Raw genomic sequence first — 18,675 nt, forward strand, 5'->3', positions numbered from 1 at the left:
CGACCGGCGGCGGCGTCCGGCGGATCTTCTCTGGTGACTACATTCCACGTCACCAGGGGAGTCGCTGTGACGACCGTGCTGCCGCCCTCGAATTTCCTGCACGACCGGCCGGACCTCTACGACCGGGTGATCCCGGAAGCCGGCGATGCCGCGCTGTCCCGCTTCGCCCGGGACATGGTGCTCGCGCACGCGCCCGGCAGAACCGTTCTCGACGTCGGCTGCGGCCTGGGGCGGGAGCTGGCCGCGCTGCGCGCCGGCGGGCTGGCCGCCGACGGCCTGGACGCCTCCCCGGCCATGGTCGCGGCGGCCCGCGCGGCCAGCCCGGGCAGCCGGGTCTGGACCGGCTCGATGACCGGCTTCGAGCTCGGGCAGACCTTCGCCGCGGTGCTCTGCCTGGGCAGCACCTTCCTCTACAACCACACCGTCGCGGACATCCGCGCCACGCTGGCCGCGTTCCACCGGCACCTGCAGCCGGACGGCCTGCTGGTGCTGGAGATGCGCAACGCCGCCCACTTCCTGACCCCGGAGGGGCAGCGGTTGCTGCGCCACGAGCGGGCCGACGACGTGCCGCTGGACCGCGGGCACCTGCGCTACACCACCCGCCTGGAGATCGACCCGGCGACGCAGCTGCTGGACCGCTACTACACCTGGCAGCCGCCGACCGGCCCGCCGGTGGTCGAGCACCTGCGGCACCGGCTGCTCTTCCCCCAGGAGCTCGCCGCCCACCTGGACCGGGCCGGCTTCACCGTGCTGGACATGTTCGACGACCCGGCGCCCGCGCTCGGCCGCTACGCCGGTCCCGGCCCGGTCAGCCGCACGCTGACCGGCCGGCGGCTGCACGTGCTGGCCCGGCGGACCGGGGCGGCGTCGTGATCCGCGCCGCGGAGGCCACCGTCCTGGACGCGATCGGCGCCACCCCGCTCTTCGGGGTCCGCCGGATCACCGGGCCGGGCGACGCCGAGCTGCTGCTCAAATGGGAGCGGACCAACCCCGGCGGGAGCGTCAAGGACCGCCCGGCCCGGCACATCGTGGACGTGGCCGAGCGGCTCGGCCGGCTGCGCCCGGGCGGCACCATCATCGAGTCGTCCAGCGGCAACTTCGGCATCTCGCTGGCGATGATCGGCGCGGCCCGCGGCTACCGGGTGATCATCCTGATCGACCCGAAGACCACGCCGGCCAACCGCCGGGTCCTCGAGGCGTTCGGCGCGGACATCATCACGGTGACCGAGCAGGACGACACCGGCAGCTACCACAAGACCCGGATCGCGCTCGCCAACGACCTGGCCCGGCGGATCCCCGGGTCGTTCCGCCCGGACCAGTGCTTCAGCCTGCTCAACAGCCACGCGCACTACCTGCGTACCGGCGCGGAGCTGCTGGCCGGGTGCGAGGGACGGCTGGATGCGCTGGTCGGCGCGGTGAGCACCGGCGGGCAGCTCGGCGGCCTGTCCCGCTACCTGCGCCGGCACTCCCCGGTCACCCGGATCGTCGGCGCGGACGCGACCGGCTCCACGGTGTTCGGCGGGACGTCGCGGGCCTACCTGGTGCCCGGCGTCGGGCTGGGCTGGACCCCGGCCAACCTGGACCTGGACCTGATCGACGCGGCCTACCAGGTGTCGTCGGCCGACACGTTCTACGCCTGCCGGGCACTGGCCCGCAGCGAGGGGGTGCTGGCCGGGGCGTCCAGCGGCGCGGTGCTGCTGGCCGGGCTGCGCGAGGCGGAACGGCTGGGGCCGGGCGCCCGGGTGGTGTGCCTGCTGGCCGACGGCGGCGACCGCTACCTGGACACCGTCTACGACGACGGCTGGCTGGCCGCCCACGACATCGTCCTCGACGAGGTGAACGTCGCCGGGCTGCGCCGGCGGGCCGGGCGGCTGCACCCGATCGGCGAGGAGCGGCCGCTCACCCCGACCGTGGTGGCCGGGCTGGAGCAGCGGCTGCGGGTGCCGTCCAGCACCCACCAGCTGAACGACCTGGTCCAGCGGGACTGGGCCGCCGAGACGCTGGCGGAGACGTCATGACCGGCTTCGACGGCGCCCTGCTCATCCTCGTCGAGAGCAACGGGACGTACGGCCGGATGCTCGCCCAGCGCGCGCTGCGCGGCGGCGCCCAGGTCCGGCTGCTCACCCGCGACCCGCGGTGGTACGGCTACCTGGCCGAGGACGGCTACCCGGCGCTGCCGGTGAACACCCTCGACCCGGCGGCCGTGCTGGACGTGGTGGCCGGGCTGCGGGCGGCCCACCCGGGACCGGTCGCGGTCACCGCCGGGTACGAGCCCAGCCTGGCCACCGCCGCCACCGTGGCCCGGCGGCTCGGCCTGCCCGGCCCGGACCCGGACGCGGTGGCCCGGGCGGCCGGCAAGGACCGGATGCGGGTGGCGCTGGCCGCCGCCGGGGTACGCACGCCGCGGTTCCGGATCGCCACCGACGCCGCGCAGGTGCGTGCCGCGGTGGCCGACCTGGGCGCCCCGGTGGTGGTCAAGCCGGTCAGCAGCGGCGGCAGCGTCGGCGTCCGCTGGTGCCCGGACGCCGCGACCGCGGCGGCCCACGCCGGCACGCTGCTCGGCGCCCTGGACGAGCGGGGCGCGGTGATGCCGCACCGGGTGCTGGTGGAGGAATACCTCACCGGGCGGGAGTACTCGGTGGAGCTGTTCGACGGGGTGGCGTACGGCGTCACCGGCAAGCACGTCACCGCGCCGCCGGTGTTCATCGAGACCGGCCACGACTTCCCGGTACGCCAGCCGGCCGCCGCGGCGCTGGCCGAACGGGCCGCCCGGGCGCTCGGCGTGACCTGGGGCCCGGCGCACCTCGAGGTCAAGGTCGACGACACCGGCCCGGCGATCATCGAGACGAACCCGCGGCTGGCCGGCGGCGGGCTCACCGAGCTGGTCGAGTGGTGCACCGACCACGACCTGTACGGCGCCACCCTGGCCCGGCTGCTCGGCCGGGACGGGCCCGGCGCGCCGCCGGCCCGCCGGGCCGGCGCGATCCGCTCGGCGGTCGCCCCGCATCCGCAGCGGGTGACGCGGATCGACGCGGCGACCGCCCGCCACCTGCCCCGGGTCCGGCAGGTCACCGTGCACGCCCGGCCCGGCGACCGGTGCGGCGGGTTCGGCGACGCCCGGGACCGGCTGGTCACCGTGGCCGCCGTCGCGCCGGGCGCGGCCGCGGCCGCGGTGGCCGCCCAGCGTGGGCTGGTCGCGGTCCGCGTCACCACCACCTCTCCCGAAGCCCTTCTCCCCACCTGAGGACGTGCCATGGCCAAGATTCTCCTGCTCGGAAGCGGGCGCGACGTCTACCGCGAGTACCTGCTGGCCTCGGTGGCCGCCGACCACGACGTGGTGCTGGTCCAGGACGGCCCGGTGACCTGGCAGCGCCGCCACCTGACCGCGGCGCACCACGTCGCCCCCGACGACCCGCAGGCGATCCTGCGGGTGGCCCGGGACGAGTCCGTCGACGGGGTGCTGACCTGGATGGAGTCGTGGGTGGAGAGCGCCGCGGCGGTGAGCACCGCGCTGCGCCTGCCCGGGCATCCGGTGCTCTCCGCCCGGGCCAGCCGGGACAAGCACCGGATGCGCCAGGTGTGGGCGGCGGCCGGGGTGCCGTCGGCCCGATCGATCCTGGTCACCGACGAGGCACAGGCCGGGCGGGCGGCCGCCGAGATCGGTTACCCGGTGGTGGTCAAGCCGCGGGCGCTGGCCGCCAGCGTCGGCGTGACGCTGGCCCGGTCACCGGCCGAGCTGCGGCGGGCGTACGCGGTCGCGGCCGGCGCCGGCCTGGACCGGTTCGAGAACGCGGTGCCCGGCGTGCTGGTCGAGGAGTACCTGGACGGCCCGGAGATCAGCGTGGAGTCGGTGGTGGTCCGGGGCGGCCGGGTACGCCCGGTCGCGGTGACCGAGAAGCGCACCGGACTACCGCCCGGCTTCGAGGAGCTGGGCCATCTGGTGTCCGGGGCACGGCGGGCCGAGCAGCTGGCCTCGGTGCGGCGGGTGGTCGAGGCGGCGCACGACGCGCTCGGGCTGTGCGAGGGCACCACCCACGCCGAGCTGCGGCTCACCGACCGGGGCCCGCGGCTGGTCGAGCTGGCCGCCCGGCTCGGCGGCGACCTGATCCCCCGGCTGGTCGGGCTGGCCACCGGCATCGACCTGGGCGCGGCCGCGGCGGCCGCGGCGCTGGGCGAGGACCCGCTGCTGACCGCCACCCGGCGGGACAGCGCCGGGATCGTCTTCCGCTACCCGGACCGGGCCGGCGAGGTGGCCCGGCTGGACCCGGTGCCGGTGCTGCCCGGCGTGGTGGAGGCGGCCTGGACCGCGCCGGTCGGCACCCGGGTGGCGCTGCCGCCGGACGGGTTCATCGGCCGGCTCGGGTACGCGATCGCGGTGGCCGGCGACGACGCCACCTGCCGCGAGCGGCTGGACCGGGCGCACGCCGCGCTGGTCCCGGTGCTCGCCGGGCAGCCGGAACTGGCCGGGGCGGGCTCCCGGTGAGCCGCCCGCTGGTGGTCGTGGTCGGCTTGAACCGGCGGCTGCTGGCCGCCCTGGACCGGGCCGGGCGGTACGACGTCGTGCTGATCGAGGAGCCGGCGGTCAGCCGGGCGAAGCAGGCCCCGGCCGCGGTCGCCGGGCATCCCGCGGTGCTCCGCCTGATCACCGCCGGTTACCAGCAGTCGGACGAGTTCCTGCGCGACCCGGCGGTGCGGGCGCTGCGGCCGGTCGCGGTGGTGCCCGGGCAGGAGTACGCGGTCGAGGCGGCCGCCGCGCTGGCCGAGACGTGCCGGCTGCCCGGCGCCGGGGTCGCCGCGGCCGGGGTGCTGCGGGACAAGCTGCGGCTCCGGTCGGTCACCACGGCGGCCGGCCTGCGCGCCCCGGCCTGGCAGGAGATCCACGCCGCGGCGGACGTCGCCGGGTTCGCCGCCCGGCACCCCCGGCTGGTGCTGAAGCCGGCCAACCGGCAGGCCAGCGTCGGTGTGCAGCTGCTGGAGCCGGGTGCCGACCTGGACCGGGCGTGGCGGCGCTGCCGGGCGGCGGACGAGCCGGACCAGCTCGCCGACCGGCCGATGCGCTGGCGCTACCTGGCCGAGGAGCGGCTGGCCGGCGCCGAGTACAGCGTGGAGAGCCTGGTCGCGGCGGGCCGGGTGCGGTTCGCCAACGTGACCGCCAAGCACCTGGTGCCCGGGGCGTACCCGGTGGAGATCGGGCACGACGTGCCGGCCGCGGTGCCCGCGGCGGTGCGGGCCGAGCTGCTGGCCCAGGCCGAGCGGCTGATCGGGGCGGTCGGCTTCGGCACCGGGATCCTGCACTCGGAGTGGAAGCTCACCGAGGCCGGTGGCGAGCCGCGGGCGACGCTGGTGGAGTGCGCCGGGCGGACCCCGGGGGACAGCATCGTGCCGCTGATCGGGCACGCGTACGGCTTCGATCCGTACCTCGCCCTGGTCGACCTGCTCGCCGGCGTCGACCCGGAGCCGCCGCGGCAGCCGGTGCGCGGCGCGGCGATCCGCTTCCTCGCCGCCCGCCCCGGGCGCCTGCTGGCGGTCTCCGGGGTGCCGGCGGCGGCCCGGGTACCCGGGGTCACCGACGTCGCCGTGCTGGCCGAGGCGGGCGCCCGGTTCACCGGCGTGACCAGCTCGTGGGACCGGGTGGCCCAGGTGATCGCGGTGGCCGACGACACGGCCGCGGCGGCCCGGGCGGCCGACCGGGCGATCGCCGAGCTGCAGATGATCGTCGACGACACCGCCGGGGTGCCGGCCGGCGCGGAGGCGCGCCATGGCTGAGCGGGGTCGCGGCGCGATCGCCACGTTCGTCCTGGCGTCGCTGGTCGACGCGGTCGGCACCGGCTGCTTCCTGGGTGGCTCGGCGCTGTTCCTGACCCGGACGGCCGGTCTGGACGCGGCCCAGGTCGGCGCCGGGCTGTCCCTGGCGGCGGTGGCCGGCCTGCTGGTCACCGTCCCGGTGGGCCGGCTGGCCGACCGGCACGGCCCGAAACCGGTCCTGCTCACCCTGCTGCTGATCCGGGCCGGGGGCTTCGCCCTGTACGCCCTGGTCGGCTCGTTCCCGGCCTTCCTCGCCGTCGCGGTGCTGCTCGGGATGGCCGAGAAGCCGACCAGCCCGGCCCAGCAGGCGCTGATCGCCGCGGTGGTCGGCGACGGCGAGCGGCAGCGCACGCTGGCCCTGACCCGGGCGGTGCGCAACGTCGGGTTCGGCGCCGGCGCCGGCCTGGCCGCGCTGCTCGTGCTGCCCGGCTCGCCGGTCGGCCTGCCCGGGGTGGTGCTGTGCAACGCCGTCTCGTTCCTGCTCTCCGGCCTGTTGCTGGCCCGGGTGCCGGCCGCCCGCCCGGCGCGTCCGGCCGGTCGGCCGCCGGCCCGGCCGCGGCTGCTGGCCGACCGTGGCTACCTGCGGCTCACCGCGCTCAACGGCCTGCTCACCCTGCACATGGCGCTGCTCTCGACCGGGATCCCGCTGTGGCTGCTGACCGCCACCGACCTGCCCGCCTTCTGGCTGCCGGTGCTGGTGGTGCTCAACACCGTGGTGGCCGCCCTGGCCCAGGTGCCGGTGGCGCAGCGGGTCCGGGACGCGGCCGGCGCGGTGTCGATGCTGCGGGTGGCCGGGCTGTCGCTGGGCGGCTGCTGCCTGCTGCTCGCCCTGCTGCCGGGGATGACCGGCGCGGCGGTGGCCGCCGGGATCGCGGTCACCGCGGTGCTGGCGCTGACCGTGGCGGAGCTGACCCAGGCCGCGGGCGGGTGGGACCTGTCGTTCCGGCGGGCCGACCCGGAGCGACAGGGCGCCTACCTGTCGGTGTTCAGCCTCGGCGTGACCACCCAGACGATCGCCGGGCCGGTGCTGCTGACCGCGCTGGTGCTGCCGGCCGGCGCGGCCGGGTGGGCGGTGCTCGCCGCACTGCTCGCGGTGGCCGGGCTGGCCGCCCCGATGCTGGTCCGGGAATCCTTTCGCGAAGCCATTTCTCCTGGTCGCGGCGATCATTCCGAAAAAGCTCCGGAATCGCTGTCCGGATGCCCGGCCGCCGCGCCTCTTAATGGTGTCTCCGGTTGACACGGAGGGCGTAGCGAAAGGAGGTGGTTCGCATGTCGTTCGAGATCGTGATCGTCGAGGAGCAGTCCGAGCTGCTGCATCACCCGACCCTCTGATCGGGTCTGCCCGCAGGACCCGTCACTGTTCGGTGAGGAGGTGATCCGCATGTCGTTCGAGATCGTCATCGTCGAGGAGCAGTCCGAGCTGCTGCACCACCCGACCCTCTGACCGGGTCTGGCACCTGGATGCCGGGATTCGTTCAGTGAGGAGGTGATTCGCATGTCGTTCGAGATCGTGATCGTCGAGGAGCAGTCCGAGCTGCTGCACCACCCGACCCTCTGATCGCCGCTGACGTCGTCGGCGACACCCCGGAGCGCACTTTCCGTCGCGGCCGAGTTCCCAGCAATGGCAGACCCGGCCTCGCCCCTAGATGTCCCGGTCGGCACTTCGGTGCCGCGAACCGGTCCGTGCGTAGGGGTGTCGTCAACGCATCACGGCCGGACCCCAGCGGATCAGCGATGAGCACACCGGTCTGACCGTTGGAATCCCCGGAGAACGGGGGTGGCTCGTGAAAACGAGCCACCCCCGTTCTTTTTTGTGTTTTTCGTACGCCGAAGTTCCGAGCGGAGGATCTGATGAAAGTACGTCGCCACCGCCATCTCGTCTGCCGGTGGGAGGAGGACGGACTGCTGGTCGGGGTGCCCGATCAGCGGCGCTGGGTCAAGGCGACCCCCGGCCTGCGCGCCCTGCTCGACGCCGCGGACCAGTGGATCGACGTGGACGACCTGGTCGAGGGCCTCGGCGAGTCGCCCGGGGTCCGCGACGCGGTGGACGCGCTGCGGAAGATGAACCTGCTGACCGACGACGACACCGACACCGGCGACGGGTCCGACGAGCTGCGGGCGCCGTGGGGCTGGTGGGGGATGACCGCGCAGCGGTTCCACACCGACGCGCGGGACGCCAACTACCTGGTCAACTCGCCGCACCGGGACGAGACCGCGGCCGCGATCGCCGCCGACGGCAACGGGCCGCCGGCCTTCAAGGACTATCCGGACCGCCCGGTGGTGATGCTGCCGCGCCGGCCGCTGCCGCTGCACGCCCCGGTGGACGAGGTGTTCGCCGCCCGGCGCACGCACCGCTGCTTCACCGCCGAGCCGGTCACCCTGGACCAGCTCTCGACGGTGCTGTTCTACACGTTCGCGCCGCAGCGGTTCCTGGACGGCGGCCTGTTCGGCGTGCTGCAGGGCCGGGTGTCGGCCTCGGCGGGCGCCCGGCACGAGGCCGAGTGCTACGTCGTGGTCTTCAACGTCGTCGGCGTCACGCCTGGGCTCTACCACTACTCGACCCGGCAGCACGCGCTGGAGCTGCTCCGGGCCGACGTCACCCGGGACGAGCTGGCCGAGCTGACCTACCACCAGGGCCCGTCGTACGAGGGCGCCTTCACCTGCCTGACCACCGCGGTGGCCAACCGGCTGGCCTGGAAGTACCGGCATCCCCGGGCGTACCGGCTGTGGATGTACGACGCCGGCCACTACGCGCAGACCTTCGCACTGACCTGCACCGCGCTCGGCCTCGGCCCGTTCCAGACGGTGGCCTTCGCCGACACCGAGCTGGAGACCTTCCTGGGCGTCGACGGCGACCAGGAGTTCGCCGTCTACCTGCTGGCCGCCGGCGTGCCGGACGGCGCCCCGGCGAGCCCCAGCGGCACGCCCAGCCTGCCCGTCGACTTCCGTTATCCCGCGCCCACCGTGCTCTGGTGAGCGACCACCCCCGGAGGGTTGCCATGACCACGACCGACTTCTCCACCCTCGTCGAGGACGTGCCGCGGTTCCTCGACGACTCCTGGACCCGCGAGCCGCTGCTGCGCCGGGCCGCCTCGCCGAACGGCTTCGCCGACGTGCTGACCGTGGCCGAGGTGGGCCGGCTGCTGAGCTCGCCGACCCTGCGGCTGCCGTTCGTCCGGCTGGTCAAGGGCGGCGAGTCGGTGCCGGAGAGTGCCTACACCACCACCCGGCGGTTCGGCCACGGCACGGTCACCGACGCGGTCGACCGGGACCGGGTGCTGACCTACTTCCGGTCCGGCGCGACGATCGTGCTGGACGCGGTCGAGGCGTACGCCCCCGGGGTGGCCCGGATGTGCGCCGAGGCGGCCGCGACCCTGGGCTGCCCGGCCGACGCGGTGGCCTTCCTGACCCCGCCGGCGCGCAAGGGCCTGTCCCCGCACATCGACGACGAGGACGTCTTCGTCCTGCAGATCTCCGGCACCAAGCGCTGGCTGGTCCATCCGCAGCTGCGCCCGGTGCCGCTGACCCCGCGCACCCTGCTCGGCCAGGACCTCGGCGCGCCGCTGCTGGACGTGGTGCTCGGCCCCGGTGACGCGCTCTACGTCCCGCGCGGCACGCCGCACGAGGCCGCCTCGGTCGGCGGGCACTCGCTGCACGTGTCGCTGGCCGCGCGCCGGCCCACCCTGGACACGCTGGTCCAGGACGTGGTGCGGGAGGCGCTGGCGGCGGTGCCCGGGGACGCCGACGTCGACGCCGGCGTGCACCCGGAGTCGGTCGCCGTGCCGCTGGGCCGGCGGTTGGAGGCGGTGCGGGCACGCCTCGGGCAGCTCGGTGTCGCGGCGGTCCGGGCGCCCGGCGGCGCGTCCGCGGCACCGTCCGCCTCGATCGAGTCGATCCTGTCCGGCATGGACGGCCTGGCCGACGAGAACAGCCGGATCCGGGTGCCCGGCACGCTCCGGGTGGAACCGGCCGGCGACCAGGTGGCCGCCGACTTCGGCGGGTTCCGGGCGATGTTCCCGGCCCCGCTGGCGGCCGGCCTGATCCGGCTGGCCGGCGGCGAGTCGGTGACCCTGCGGGAGCTGGCCGCCGGTGGGGACGTGGCGAGTGTCCGGGCCGCGGCCAGCCAGCTGGTGCTGCGCGGCGCGTTCGTGCTGGCCGCCTGATGGGCGGGATCGGCGCGATGGCGCCGGAGCGAACGGACCGGACCGGCGGGATCTGGCGGCGCCGGTCGTTCGTCCAGCTGTGGGCGGGGCAGTCGGCCGGGTCGGTCAGCGACCAGCTGCTGCCGATCGCGCTGAGCCTCTACGTGGTCCAGCGCGGCGGCGGGGTGGCCGACGTCAGCCTGCTGCTCGGCGGTCGCGCGGTGGCCCTGGTGCTGTGCCTGCTGATCGGCGGGGTGCTGGCCGACCGGGTGCCGCGGATCCGGCTGCTGATCACCGCGGACGTGTTCCGGGCCGCGGTGCTGCTCGCCGCCGTGGCGGCGCTGCCGCACCTGGCGCTGGGCGCGCTGGCCGTGGTGACCGTGCTGGTCACCGCCACCGGGCCGCGGGCCGCGCTGCTGGTGGCCGCGGCGCTGTTCCTGATCGGGGCGGCGGTGACCGCCGGGGTCCCCGGCGGCGAGCCGGTCGCCCGGCGCGGCGCCTCGGTGCTCACCGACGTCGCCGACGGGTTCCGGGCGATCCGCGACCGGCCCTGGATCTACGCCGTGATGGGCACCGTCTGCCTGCACCTGATGGCCGGCACGGCGGTCGCGCTGACCCTGCTGCCCGTGGTGGCGGCCCGCGACCTGGGCGGCGCCGGCGTCTACGGGGCGGCGGTAGCCGCGATGGCGGCCGGGGCGCTGCCCGCGGTGGTGGTGGCCGCCCGGTACCGCCCGGCCCGGCCCGGCCGGGCGGCGATGCTGGCCCTGGTCGGCTATGCCCTGCCGGTGCTGAGCCTGGCGCTGCCGGTGGGCGCGGCCGGGGTGATCGCGGCCTTCGCGGCCGGCGGCTTCGTCGTGGAGTTCTTCTTCGTGTACTGGGTGGCGGCGCTGCAGCGCAACGTGCCGCGGGAGCTGCTCGGCAAGGTGTTCGCGCTGGACCAGCTCGGCGCGTACGCCCTGCTGCCGGTCGGCTACGCGCTGGTCGGGCCGGTGGTGGCCGGGATCGGCGAGCGACCGGCGCTGATCGGCGGGGCGGTGCTGGTGGCGGTCTCCAGCGTGCTGGTGCTGGCCGTGCCGCGGGTCGCCGGGTTCGGTGACGCCCCGGCGGCCTGAGCGGCGCGGGGTCAGGCCGCCAGCGCCTCGCGCAGCCGGCGCAGGCAGCGGGTCCGGATCGGGCCGATCGAGCTGGCCGACAACGCGAGGCGTTCGGCCGCCTCCTCGTAGCTGGCCGGCGGGTCGGTCAGCATCAGTTCGAGCAGCGCCTGGCACTGCGGCGACAGGCAGTGCAGGGCGGCCCGCAGCCGGGCGTGCAGCTCGGCCCGCAGCACCTCGTCCTCGGGCTGGGCGACCTGCGGGTCGGCCCGCTCGAAGAGTTCGATCTTGTCGCTGACCACCGTCCGCGAGCTCCGGTTGAGCTGCTTGAGCGACTCGTTGCGGGCCACCGTGGCCAGCCAGTCGCCGAGGCGCTCCGGGTCGCGGATGGTGTCGACCTTCTGCACCAGCTTGCTCCAGGTCGCCTGGCAGACGTCCTCGCACTCGGTGTGGCTGAGCCGGTGCCGGAAGGCCACCGACCAGATCAGGCCGGCGAACCGGTCCACCACTTGTTGCCAGGCGCCCTGGTCGCCGCCGCGGCAGGCGGTCAGGAGTTCGGCGTTCGACGGGCCCCGGTGCTGGTAGGTACGGACGGCGGGAGGTGCCACAGCAATCACCTACATCGAAGTTGGTCGATCTTTGAGGGCCGAAGCGGCCGGTGCGGCCGGGACGGGTGGAGGGGACACGGCGCGCTCGGAGCGCGGCCGGGTGAGTTCGGGGCCCCGGAACTCACCCGGTTTCGCCGTGCGTCGCGCTCGGTCGAAACCTGCGCTACTTCGGTTGTAATCGCTGCTCAGGCCGCTCTCAAGGGAGCTGCCGTGGCCGCATCCTGCCGTGTCCGGACCTGGACGGCTCGGGCTGCGCCGCCCGGGGGTGTCCGGTCGCGGCCAGTTCCGGGATCTGAAGGGGGAAGCGGTCGAGAAGAAGGAGGGCCGTCATGGAGCCGAACGTCATCCAGGTGATCCGCGAAGCCGTCGCCGAGACGCTGGACTGCGAGACCGATGCCGTGCCGCTGCACGCCGCCGTGGTGGCCGATCTGGGCGCCGAGTCGATCGAGCTGGTGGACGTGTTGTTCCGGGTGGAGTGCGCGCTCGGCGTCCAGCTGGCCATCGACGACATCGGCACGCTGCTGCAGGGCGGCCTCGCCGACCACCAGTTCGTCGACGCCCGCGGCACGCTGACCGGCGCCGGCCGGGCCCAGCTCGCCTCGATCCTGACCGTGCCCACCGGCGTCCGGCTGGCCACCGGCCTGCGCCCGGACCAGGTCTCCGCGCTGCTCACCGTGGAGGATCTGGCGGCGCTGCTGAGCCCGCTGCTGACCACCACGGACGGATCCCGGCCGTGTCTGGTCCGCTAGGAGCCGGCGTGATCGGCGCCTGGTCGCTGGAGTCGTCCCGGGCGCTGGCCGTGCTGGGCCGCAGCCCCCGGGTGACGGCCGCGGTGTTCACCGGCGCCGAGCTGGAGAGCCTGCTGCGCGAGCCGTTCAACCCGCTGGCCTGCGCGGTGCACTGGACCGTCAAGGAGGCCACGCTGCGGGCGCTGGCCCTGCCGCCCCGGCTGTGGAGCCGGTGGCGGGACGTCCGGGTGGAGGGCTCCGGCAGCCGGCCGCGGGTCCGGCTGCACGGCGAGGTGGCGGCCTACGCCGCGGCCCGCGGCGTCCGCCGGGTCGACGTCACCGTCCGCCACCAGGACAGCCGGCTGATCGCCACGGTGGTGGCCGGCGGCGGCGCCGCGCGCGCCGTGCGGATGATGCCCAGTTTTCCCGGAGCAGTGCGAGGAGAGTCCCGATGACCGACATCCTGACCGCCGCCGAAGTGGTCAGCCGCGAGCCGGCCACCGGCGAGATCCTGGGCCGCTATCCGGTCGCGGACGCCGCCGCGGTGGCCGACGCCACCGGCCGGGCGGCGGCCGCCCAGCCCGGGTGGGCGGCGCTGCCCGGCGCGGCCCGCGCCGGCATTCTGCGCCGGGCCGCCGAGGTGCTCACCCGGCGCGCCGGCGAGCTGGCGCCGCTGCTGATCCGGGAGTCCGGCTCGATCCCCGGCAAGGCCGAGGCCGAGCTGGGCGGCGGGGCCGGCGAGCTGCTGTCCGCCGCCGCGCTGGCCGAGCAGGACCTGGGCCGCGAGCTGGCGACCCGGGAACCGGACCGGACGGCGCGCTCGGTCCGGGTGCCGGTCGGCGTGGTCGCGGTGATCACCCCGTGGAACTTCCCGGTGGTGCTCGCCCTGCGCTCGGTCGCGCCCGCGCTGGCCCTGGGCAACACCGTGGTGCTCAAGCCGGACCCGAACACCCCCGGGATCGGCGGCGCGGCGCTGGCCGCGGTGCTGGCCGAGGCGGGCCTGCCGGACGGTGTGCTGCAGGTGGTGCACGGCGACTCGGAGACCGGCCGGGCGCTGGTCACCGACGAGCGGGTGGACCTGGTCAGCTTCACCGGCTCGGTGGCGGCCGGCCGGTCGGTCGGCGCGGCCGCGGCGATCCGGCTCAAGCGCGCGGTCCTCGAACTCGGCGGCAACAACCCGTTCCTGGTGCTCGACGACGCCGACGTGGCCGCGGCCGCCTCGGCCGGGGCCTGGGGCGGGTTCCTGCACCAGGGGCAGATCTGCATGGCGGCGCGGCGGCACCTGGTGCACCGGTCGGTCCTCGGGGCCTACACCGAGGCGCTGGTGGCGAAGGCCCGGCGGCTGCGGGCCGGCGACCCGTACCGGGACCCGGGCGTGCAGCTCGGGCCGCTGATCAGCGAGGCGCAGCGGGACCGGGTGGTGGCCGCGCTGGACGACGCGGTCGGCGAGGGCGCGGTGGTGGCGGCCGGCGGCACCGTGGACGGGCTGTACGTGGCGCCGACCGTGCTCACCGGGGTGCGCCCGGACATGCGGATCTTCCAGGCCGAGACGTTCGGGCCGGTGGTCACGATCACCGCCTTCGACGACGACGACGAGGCGGTGGCGCTCGCCAACGGCACCCCGTACGGCCTGGCCGCCGCGGTCTACACGCCGGACGCCGAGCGGGGCGCCGCGCTGGCCGGCCGGCTGCGGGCCGGTGCCGTGCACATCGGCGACCAGACCGTCCAGCACGACCCGCGGTGGCCGTTCGCCGGGCTGGGCATCTCCGGCAACGGCGACGGCTTCGGCGGCGCCGCGAGTGTCACCACGTTCACCCAGGAGCGGTGCGTGACGGTGTCCCGGCCGGCGCGTACCTACCCGTTCTGACCGAACTCTGCGAACAGGAGACAGACCATGGTGGACATCCTGCGCGGCCGGCACACCGCCGAGCCTCCGGAGGGCACGGTGACCCTGCTCATCGGCACCCGGATCAACACCCTCTGGAAGGTGCACCGCTGGCTGCCGTTCTTCACCAGCATGGTGCGGATGCTCAAGGAGCTGCTCACCGACAAGGAGCGGCACGGCTTCCTCGGCTACCACGTCTGGTTCGGGCGGACCACGCTGGTGGTCCAGTACTGGCGCAGCATGGACGACCTGCTCGCCTACTCCCGGGCGCAGCCGATGGAGCACGTGCCGACCTGGCGCCTGTTCAACCGGACCAGCGAGGGCGAGCTGGGTGTCTTCCACGAGGCGTACACGGTGACCCGCCGCGGGCACCACGTGATCTACCGGGACATGCCGGCCGCGTTCGGGCTGGGCGGGGCGACCAGCATGGTGCCGGCCCGCAGCCACCCGGGCACCAGCCCGGCCGAGTGGAGCGACAAGGACCGGGCGGACGCCGAGCACTGGGGTGAGGTGCGCGCCTCGGCCTCCTGACCAGGCAGGAAGTCCCCCTGAGACGACGCGGCCCGATCCGCCACCTTCCCCCGGTGGCCGGATCGGGCCGCGTTGTCACCCCGTGTCCAGGACCGGTCAGGCCCGGAGCGGACATATCCAAACCCTGTTCTGATCATCGTCGATGTTCTTTTATCTAAATAACACCGGAGCCGGCACCGGGAAATCACTCGACAGGCAGAATTCAATTCAGGGGGAATGAAGAAATGCGCAAGCTCTTCGTCGCGAGTGTTCTCGGTCTGATCATGGCATTCAGCGGAGCCGCTGCCCAGCAGCTCGGCGAGCCCGGCTCGACCGCTATTAACGCCGACCCCGGTTCGGTCTGCGCCTCCTGCTGGTAATTCCGGCGATCCGGCTGGTCCACGGCCTCCCGGACCGAGCTGACAAGGACTTTCGAGCGGGCCGCCGGCCAGATGATCGCAATGTCGATCATCCGGCCGGCGGCCCGCCTCGCGTGCTCGCTTTGCATGTGTGGACCCCCGGTTTTAGGCTGGCCCATGACAACGTCGCCCGGCCGGGGGGATCGGATAGGTGCCTTTTCAAGATCTGACAGCGGAATCCGAGAAATCAGCGTCCGACGAGGACGACACACGACTGTCCGATGACGACATAAAAATTTACGAGTTCTTCACACGGCCGACCTGCTCGCTGGACGACTACTGTCGCGAGCACGGGGCCGCGGCCCGGCCGGACCGGGTCGCCCGGCTGATCCGGCTGGGGTTGCTCCGCGGTGATCTGCGCGACCCGGCGATCCTGCACGCGGCCAGTCCCGGCCTCGCGGCAGCCGATCTGGCCATGCCGATGGAGGAGCAGGCCCGGGGTCTCGCCGAGCAGTCCGAGCGGATCCGCCGGGAGTTCGTCTCGCTCACCCCGCTCTACGAGAAGGCGGCCGCCGCCGGCGCGGCGCTCTCCAGCACCGAGGTGCTCACCGACGTCCGGGAGATCCGGATCCGCCTCGCGCAGCTGACCAACCGGGTCCGGCACACCACGATCGCCGCCCATCCCAACCTGCCCGACCCGGAGGGCATGCGGGCCGGCCTGGAGCTCGACGAGCAGTTGCTGCGCCGCGGGGTGGAGGTGCGCGGCCTGTTCACCCACACGGTCCGCCGCTACCACGTGGCGGTCGAGCACCTGCGCGCCTTCGCCGCGCTGGGGGCCCAGGTGCGCACCACGTCGATGGTGCCGGCCCGGATGGTGGTCTTCGACAACGAGGTGGCGGTCATCCCGCGCAGCCACGAGGGCCAGGTCGGCGCGGCCATCCTGCACGAGCCGCCGGTGATCTCGTTCCTGGTCCGGTTGTTCGAGCACATGTGGGGCCGCTCGACCGAGCTGGTCGAGGACGAGGCGCAGACCGTGGTGGAGCAGATCGAGCTGGAGATCCTGCGCGAGCTGACCCAGGGGCGGACCGACGAGAGCGTGGCCCGGCGCCTCGGCATCTCGACCCGGACGCTGCGCCGTTACACCACGTCACTGTGCGACCGGCTGGGCGCCGGTTCCCGCTTCCAGCTCGCCGTGCAGGCGATGCGCGCCGGGCTGATCAGCGGCGCGCCGGAGCCGGTCGACGACTGATCCGCCGCGAGGAGCTAGTCCTCGACCGGCACGTCGTCCGGAGCGACCCAGTACGGCACCGCGGTCCCGTCCTCCCAGCGCGTCCGGATGTCACCGGTGGCCGGGTCGCCGGGCTCGGCGGGACGCGACGGATCGCCGTCGCGCTCCGGGGGCACGGCCTCGTCGCCGGGCTCCCGGTTGTTCGTCGCTCGCATGTGTTTCTCCTGATGCCAGCCCGTGTCGAGGAAGGACGGCCGGACCAGCCCGGCCGTGGTGGAAGCGGACCGCAGCCCGTCCACCTTCTCCTTCAGATCCGCGAACCGTTCTGTTCGGACACTTTCTCGGACACTTTCGCCGGACAGTAGTCTCTCCTCGGCCATGCCGGATAGATACCCGGCACGCTGTCCGATCACGCCGCCCGGCGGATCCAGAAGGACATGACGAGCGGCGTACCCGCGGCGGACGAGCGGGGCTGGGCGGATCTCGCCGATCTGGTGCTGGCGCTCGGCCAGCGGGTCGGCGCCCGTGGGCATCCCGGGCTGACCGGCCCGGAGCGGGCGATCCTGCGCCACCTGGCGCACCGGGCCCCGGCCACCCCCAGCCGGATCGCCGCGGCCACCGGCCTGCAGCGCGCCAACGTCTCCGCGGCCCTGGGCCGCCTGCAGGCCCGCGGGTTCATCCGGCGGCAGGCCGACCCGGCCGACGGTCGCGGCGTGACGGTCCGCCTCACCGGGCCCGGCCGGGCCGCCCACCAGCTGGTCCGCCGGGAGTGTGCCGGGCTGCTGGCCGCGGCCGCCGCCGACGACGCCACCGGGCTGGACGCCGCGCTCGGCCTGCTCGGCCGGCTCCGGGACGGCCTCTGACCCGGCCACCGCCGAGCAGCCGCGCCGGCCGGTGACCAGCACCGGCGACCGCGCTGTCCGGTTGGCCGGCCCGCCGGGATCTGCATCGATGTGCCGTCGTGGCGCAAGCACCGGCAGGAGAACCGGAAGGGAACGCAGATGACGACTCGTCAGGAATCCCGCAAGATCTCGGCCACCGCGCACCCGGACCCGCAGGACCCGCGCCGGGTGGCGTACTGGCTGGTCACCGACGACGTGCGGATCGGCGCCGCGCGCAACGGCATCCAGGTCGCCGAGGAACTGCACGACCGGGGCACGCTGTGAGCCGGGTGTCGGTGCTCAAGTTCGCGGCCGGCACGTTCGCCCGGCCGGAGGCGTACCGGGAGATCGCCGGGGTGCTGACCCGGCGGGTCGACGCCGGGGACAAGGTGGCCGTGGTGGTCGGCGCCCGGCCGGGGGAGACCGAACGGCTGCGCGACGACGCCTACGCGGTGGACCCGGCGCCGGGCGCCGCCGCGCTGGACGGGCTGGTGCAGCACGCCGGCACGGTCAGCGCCGCCCTGCTGCGCGTCGCCTGCGAACGACGTGGCCTGTTCGCCACCGTGCTGGCCGGGCGGGGCACCGGGTTCGTCAGCGACTCCACCTTCGGCAACGCCCGGCTGCTCGGTTACGGCGGCCGGGAGATGAGCGCGGCGCTGGCCCGCTACGACGTGATCGTGGTGGCCGGCGGCCAGGCCACCGACGTCACCGGGCGGCCCACCTACCTGGGCGAGCACACCGCCGACCTGTCCGCGGTGGCGGTGGCCGTCGGGCTCGGCGCGGACCGGGTGGAGATCTGCTCGGACGTGCCGGGTGTCTACGACGCCGACCCGAACCTGCTGGCCGGGGCCCGGCCGCTGGCGGCGCTGGACTACGACAGCGCCCTGCGGCTCGCCTCGCTGGGCGCCCGGGTGCTGCATCCGCGGGCGGTCCGGCTGGCCCGTGCCCGCGGCGTGACCATCGAGTGCCGGCTGAACCGGGAGCCGTACCCGGTGGGCACCACGATCGGCGCGGGCGGGTCGCTGCCCTACGCGGTCGTGGTGGCCGGCGACGCGGTGGTGGTGCGCTGCCCCGACCCGGACGCGCTGACCCGGGCCGCCGACGCGCTCACCGCCCGCGGCGTCGAGCCGCTGCTGCTGCCGCACGACCTGGTCGTGGCCGTGCCGGGCGGCGCGACCGGCGTCGCCCCGATCCTCGCCGCGGCCGGGGCGCCCGGCCGGGTGACCGGCGAGAAGCTGCTCTCGGTGATCCGCGACGGCCAGGTGGTCACCACCGTCGAGCCGGCTCTGGAAGCCGCGGTCCGCCGCGGTCAGCAGCTGCTCGACGCGCGCCCGGCCACCCTCGCGGAGCCGCTGCTGGTCGCCGCCTGACGGTCCGGCCGGCACGCGTCTCCCTGAAGAACCGGTTTCCGGTACGCCCTCAGCACCACCCCGCCCGT

At 75.0% G+C, this 18,675-nt stretch carries 20 protein-coding genes; 17 read left to right on the forward strand and 3 right to left on the reverse strand.

Annotated features, from left to right (window positions below; translation table 11 throughout):
* Positions 1–66: 66 nt before the first annotated feature.
* The 9 genes from BJY16_RS13060 to BJY16_RS13105 all read left to right on the forward strand — a co-directional run bounded on the left by BJY16_RS13060 (position 67) and on the right by BJY16_RS13105 (position 11,059).
* The gene (locus tag BJY16_RS13060; RefSeq protein ID WP_185039719.1) at positions 67–873 is read left to right on the forward strand and encodes a class I SAM-dependent methyltransferase; all 807 of its coding nucleotides are present in this window, start codon (positions 67–69) and stop codon (positions 871–873) included.
* Complete coding sequence (locus tag BJY16_RS13065; RefSeq protein ID WP_203759040.1) at positions 870–2,018, forward strand: PLP-dependent cysteine synthase family protein; 1,149 nt, start codon at positions 870–872, stop codon at positions 2,016–2,018. Before BJY16_RS13060 ends, BJY16_RS13065 begins: the two co-directional genes overlap by 4 nt.
* On the forward strand, positions 2,015–3,244 hold the full coding sequence (locus BJY16_RS13070; protein ID WP_185039720.1) for an ATP-grasp domain-containing protein: 1,230 nt from the start codon (positions 2,015–2,017) through the stop codon (positions 3,242–3,244). Before BJY16_RS13065 ends, BJY16_RS13070 begins: the two co-directional genes overlap by 4 nt.
* 9 nt (positions 3,245–3,253) lie before the next feature.
* Positions 3,254–4,483 (forward strand): ATP-grasp domain-containing protein, encoded by a 1,230-nt coding sequence (locus tag BJY16_RS13075; RefSeq protein ID WP_185039721.1) that lies wholly within the window; start codon positions 3,254–3,256, stop codon positions 4,481–4,483.
* On the forward strand, positions 4,480–5,766 hold the full coding sequence (locus BJY16_RS13080; RefSeq protein WP_185039722.1) for an ATP-grasp domain-containing protein: 1,287 nt from the start codon (positions 4,480–4,482) through the stop codon (positions 5,764–5,766). Before BJY16_RS13075 ends, BJY16_RS13080 begins: the two co-directional genes overlap by 4 nt.
* Complete coding sequence (locus BJY16_RS13085) at positions 5,759–7,042, forward strand: MFS transporter (RefSeq protein ID WP_185039723.1); 1,284 nt, start codon at positions 5,759–5,761, stop codon at positions 7,040–7,042. The genes BJY16_RS13080 and BJY16_RS13085 overlap by 8 nt, the downstream gene beginning before the upstream one ends.
* A gap of 614 nt (positions 7,043–7,656) precedes the next feature.
* Positions 7,657–8,781 carry a SagB/ThcOx family dehydrogenase gene (locus BJY16_RS13095; RefSeq protein ID WP_185039725.1) on the forward strand — a complete coding sequence of 375 codons (1,125 nt, stop codon included), beginning with the start codon at positions 7,657–7,659 and terminating at the stop codon, positions 8,779–8,781.
* A gap of 23 nt (positions 8,782–8,804) precedes the next feature.
* Entirely contained in the window at positions 8,805–9,968 is a 1,164-nt protein-coding gene (locus BJY16_RS13100; protein WP_185039726.1) for a cupin domain-containing protein, read from the forward strand.
* A gap of 17 nt (positions 9,969–9,985) precedes the next feature.
* Positions 9,986–11,059 (forward strand): MFS transporter, encoded by a 1,074-nt coding sequence (locus BJY16_RS13105; RefSeq protein WP_185039727.1) that lies wholly within the window; start codon positions 9,986–9,988, stop codon positions 11,057–11,059.
* Positions 11,060–11,070: 11 nt separating this feature from the next.
* Here BJY16_RS13105 and BJY16_RS13110 read toward each other — a convergent pair whose 3' ends face one another.
* On the reverse strand, positions 11,071–11,646 hold the full coding sequence (locus tag BJY16_RS13110; protein ID WP_185039728.1) for an RNA polymerase sigma factor: 576 nt from the start codon (positions 11,644–11,646) through the stop codon (positions 11,071–11,073).
* Positions 11,647–11,975: 329 nt separating this feature from the next.
* Here BJY16_RS13110 and BJY16_RS13115 point away from each other — a divergent pair, with 329 nt between their 5' ends.
* The 4 genes from BJY16_RS13115 to BJY16_RS13130 are packed head-to-tail and all read left to right on the forward strand — an operon-like array spanning position 11,976 to position 14,790.
* Positions 11,976–12,395 (forward strand): acyl carrier protein, encoded by a 420-nt coding sequence (locus BJY16_RS13115; protein WP_185039729.1) that lies wholly within the window; start codon positions 11,976–11,978, stop codon positions 12,393–12,395.
* Between the two features lie 8 nt (positions 12,396–12,403).
* Positions 12,404–12,829, forward strand: coding sequence for a 4'-phosphopantetheinyl transferase superfamily protein (locus BJY16_RS13120; protein WP_185039730.1), 426 nt, complete (start codon positions 12,404–12,406; stop codon positions 12,827–12,829).
* The gene (locus BJY16_RS13125; RefSeq protein ID WP_185039731.1) at positions 12,826–14,241 is read left to right on the forward strand and encodes an aldehyde dehydrogenase family protein; all 1,416 of its coding nucleotides are present in this window, start codon (positions 12,826–12,828) and stop codon (positions 14,239–14,241) included. Before BJY16_RS13120 ends, BJY16_RS13125 begins: the two co-directional genes overlap by 4 nt.
* A gap of 27 nt (positions 14,242–14,268) precedes the next feature.
* A complete protein-coding gene (locus BJY16_RS13130) occupies positions 14,269–14,790 on the forward strand; it encodes a monooxygenase family protein (protein WP_185039732.1) in 522 nt (173 codons plus the stop codon).
* A gap of 202 nt (positions 14,791–14,992) precedes the next feature.
* Here the strand turns inward: BJY16_RS13130 and BJY16_RS13135 are convergent, their stop codons facing one another.
* A complete protein-coding gene (locus BJY16_RS13135; protein WP_185039733.1) occupies positions 14,993–15,277 on the reverse strand; it encodes a hypothetical protein in 285 nt (94 codons plus the stop codon).
* Positions 15,278–15,339: 62 nt separating this feature from the next.
* Here BJY16_RS13135 and BJY16_RS48370 point away from each other — a divergent pair, with 62 nt between their 5' ends.
* Complete coding sequence (locus BJY16_RS48370) at positions 15,340–16,377, forward strand: helix-turn-helix transcriptional regulator (protein WP_185039734.1); 1,038 nt, start codon at positions 15,340–15,342, stop codon at positions 16,375–16,377.
* 14 nt (positions 16,378–16,391) lie between these two features.
* Here the strand turns inward: BJY16_RS48370 and BJY16_RS13145 are convergent, their stop codons facing one another.
* On the reverse strand, positions 16,392–16,655 hold the full coding sequence (locus BJY16_RS13145) for a hypothetical protein (protein ID WP_185039735.1): 264 nt from the start codon (positions 16,653–16,655) through the stop codon (positions 16,392–16,394).
* Positions 16,656–16,793: 138 nt separating this feature from the next.
* Between BJY16_RS13145 and BJY16_RS13150 the strand changes: the two genes are divergently transcribed.
* From BJY16_RS13150 to BJY16_RS13160, 3 genes are all read left to right on the forward strand, one after another.
* Positions 16,794–17,219 carry a MarR family winged helix-turn-helix transcriptional regulator gene (locus BJY16_RS13150; RefSeq protein WP_185039736.1) on the forward strand — a complete coding sequence of 142 codons (426 nt, stop codon included), beginning with the start codon at positions 16,794–16,796 and terminating at the stop codon, positions 17,217–17,219.
* 138 nt (positions 17,220–17,357) lie between these two features.
* Complete coding sequence (locus BJY16_RS48375; protein ID WP_185039737.1) at positions 17,358–17,522, forward strand: hypothetical protein; 165 nt, start codon at positions 17,358–17,360, stop codon at positions 17,520–17,522.
* Positions 17,523–17,527: 5 nt separating this feature from the next.
* On the forward strand, positions 17,528–18,607 hold the full coding sequence (locus BJY16_RS13160; protein ID WP_203759038.1) for an amino acid kinase family protein: 1,080 nt from the start codon (positions 17,528–17,530) through the stop codon (positions 18,605–18,607).
* Positions 18,608–18,675: the final 68 nt, after the last annotated feature.

Origin of the sequence: Actinoplanes octamycinicus (assembly GCF_014205225.1) — a bacterium.
Taxonomy (GTDB): Bacteria; Actinomycetota; Actinomycetes; order Mycobacteriales; family Micromonosporaceae; genus Actinoplanes; species Actinoplanes octamycinicus.

Bases quoted from the DNA above. Each gene is read 5' to 3' on its own strand.
- BJY16_RS13070 (WP_185039720.1), top strand. From the start codon at position 2,015: ATGACCGGCTTCGACGGCGCCCTGCTCATCCTCGTCGAGAGCAACGGG.
- BJY16_RS13085 (WP_185039723.1), top strand. From the start codon at position 5,759: ATGGCTGAGCGGGGTCGCGGCGCGATCGCCACGTTCGTCCTGGCGTCG.
- BJY16_RS48375 (WP_185039737.1), top strand. From the start codon at position 17,358: ATGACGACTCGTCAGGAATCCCGCAAGATCTCGGCCACCGCGCACCCG.
- BJY16_RS13115 (WP_185039729.1), top strand. From the start codon at position 11,976: ATGGAGCCGAACGTCATCCAGGTGATCCGCGAAGCCGTCGCCGAGACG.
- BJY16_RS13095 (WP_185039725.1), top strand. From the start codon at position 7,657: ATGAAAGTACGTCGCCACCGCCATCTCGTCTGCCGGTGGGAGGAGGAC.
- BJY16_RS13105 (WP_185039727.1), top strand. From the start codon at position 9,986: ATGGCGCCGGAGCGAACGGACCGGACCGGCGGGATCTGGCGGCGCCGG.
- BJY16_RS13075 (WP_185039721.1), top strand. From the start codon at position 3,254: ATGGCCAAGATTCTCCTGCTCGGAAGCGGGCGCGACGTCTACCGCGAG.
- BJY16_RS13150 (WP_185039736.1), top strand. From the start codon at position 16,794: ATGACGAGCGGCGTACCCGCGGCGGACGAGCGGGGCTGGGCGGATCTC.
- BJY16_RS13130 (WP_185039732.1), top strand. From the start codon at position 14,269: ATGGTGGACATCCTGCGCGGCCGGCACACCGCCGAGCCTCCGGAGGGC.
- BJY16_RS13100 (WP_185039726.1), top strand. From the start codon at position 8,805: ATGACCACGACCGACTTCTCCACCCTCGTCGAGGACGTGCCGCGGTTC.
- BJY16_RS13125 (WP_185039731.1), top strand. From the start codon at position 12,826: ATGACCGACATCCTGACCGCCGCCGAAGTGGTCAGCCGCGAGCCGGCC.
- BJY16_RS13135 (WP_185039733.1), bottom strand. From the start codon at position 15,277: ATGCAAAGCGAGCACGCGAGGCGGGCCGCCGGCCGGATGATCGACATT.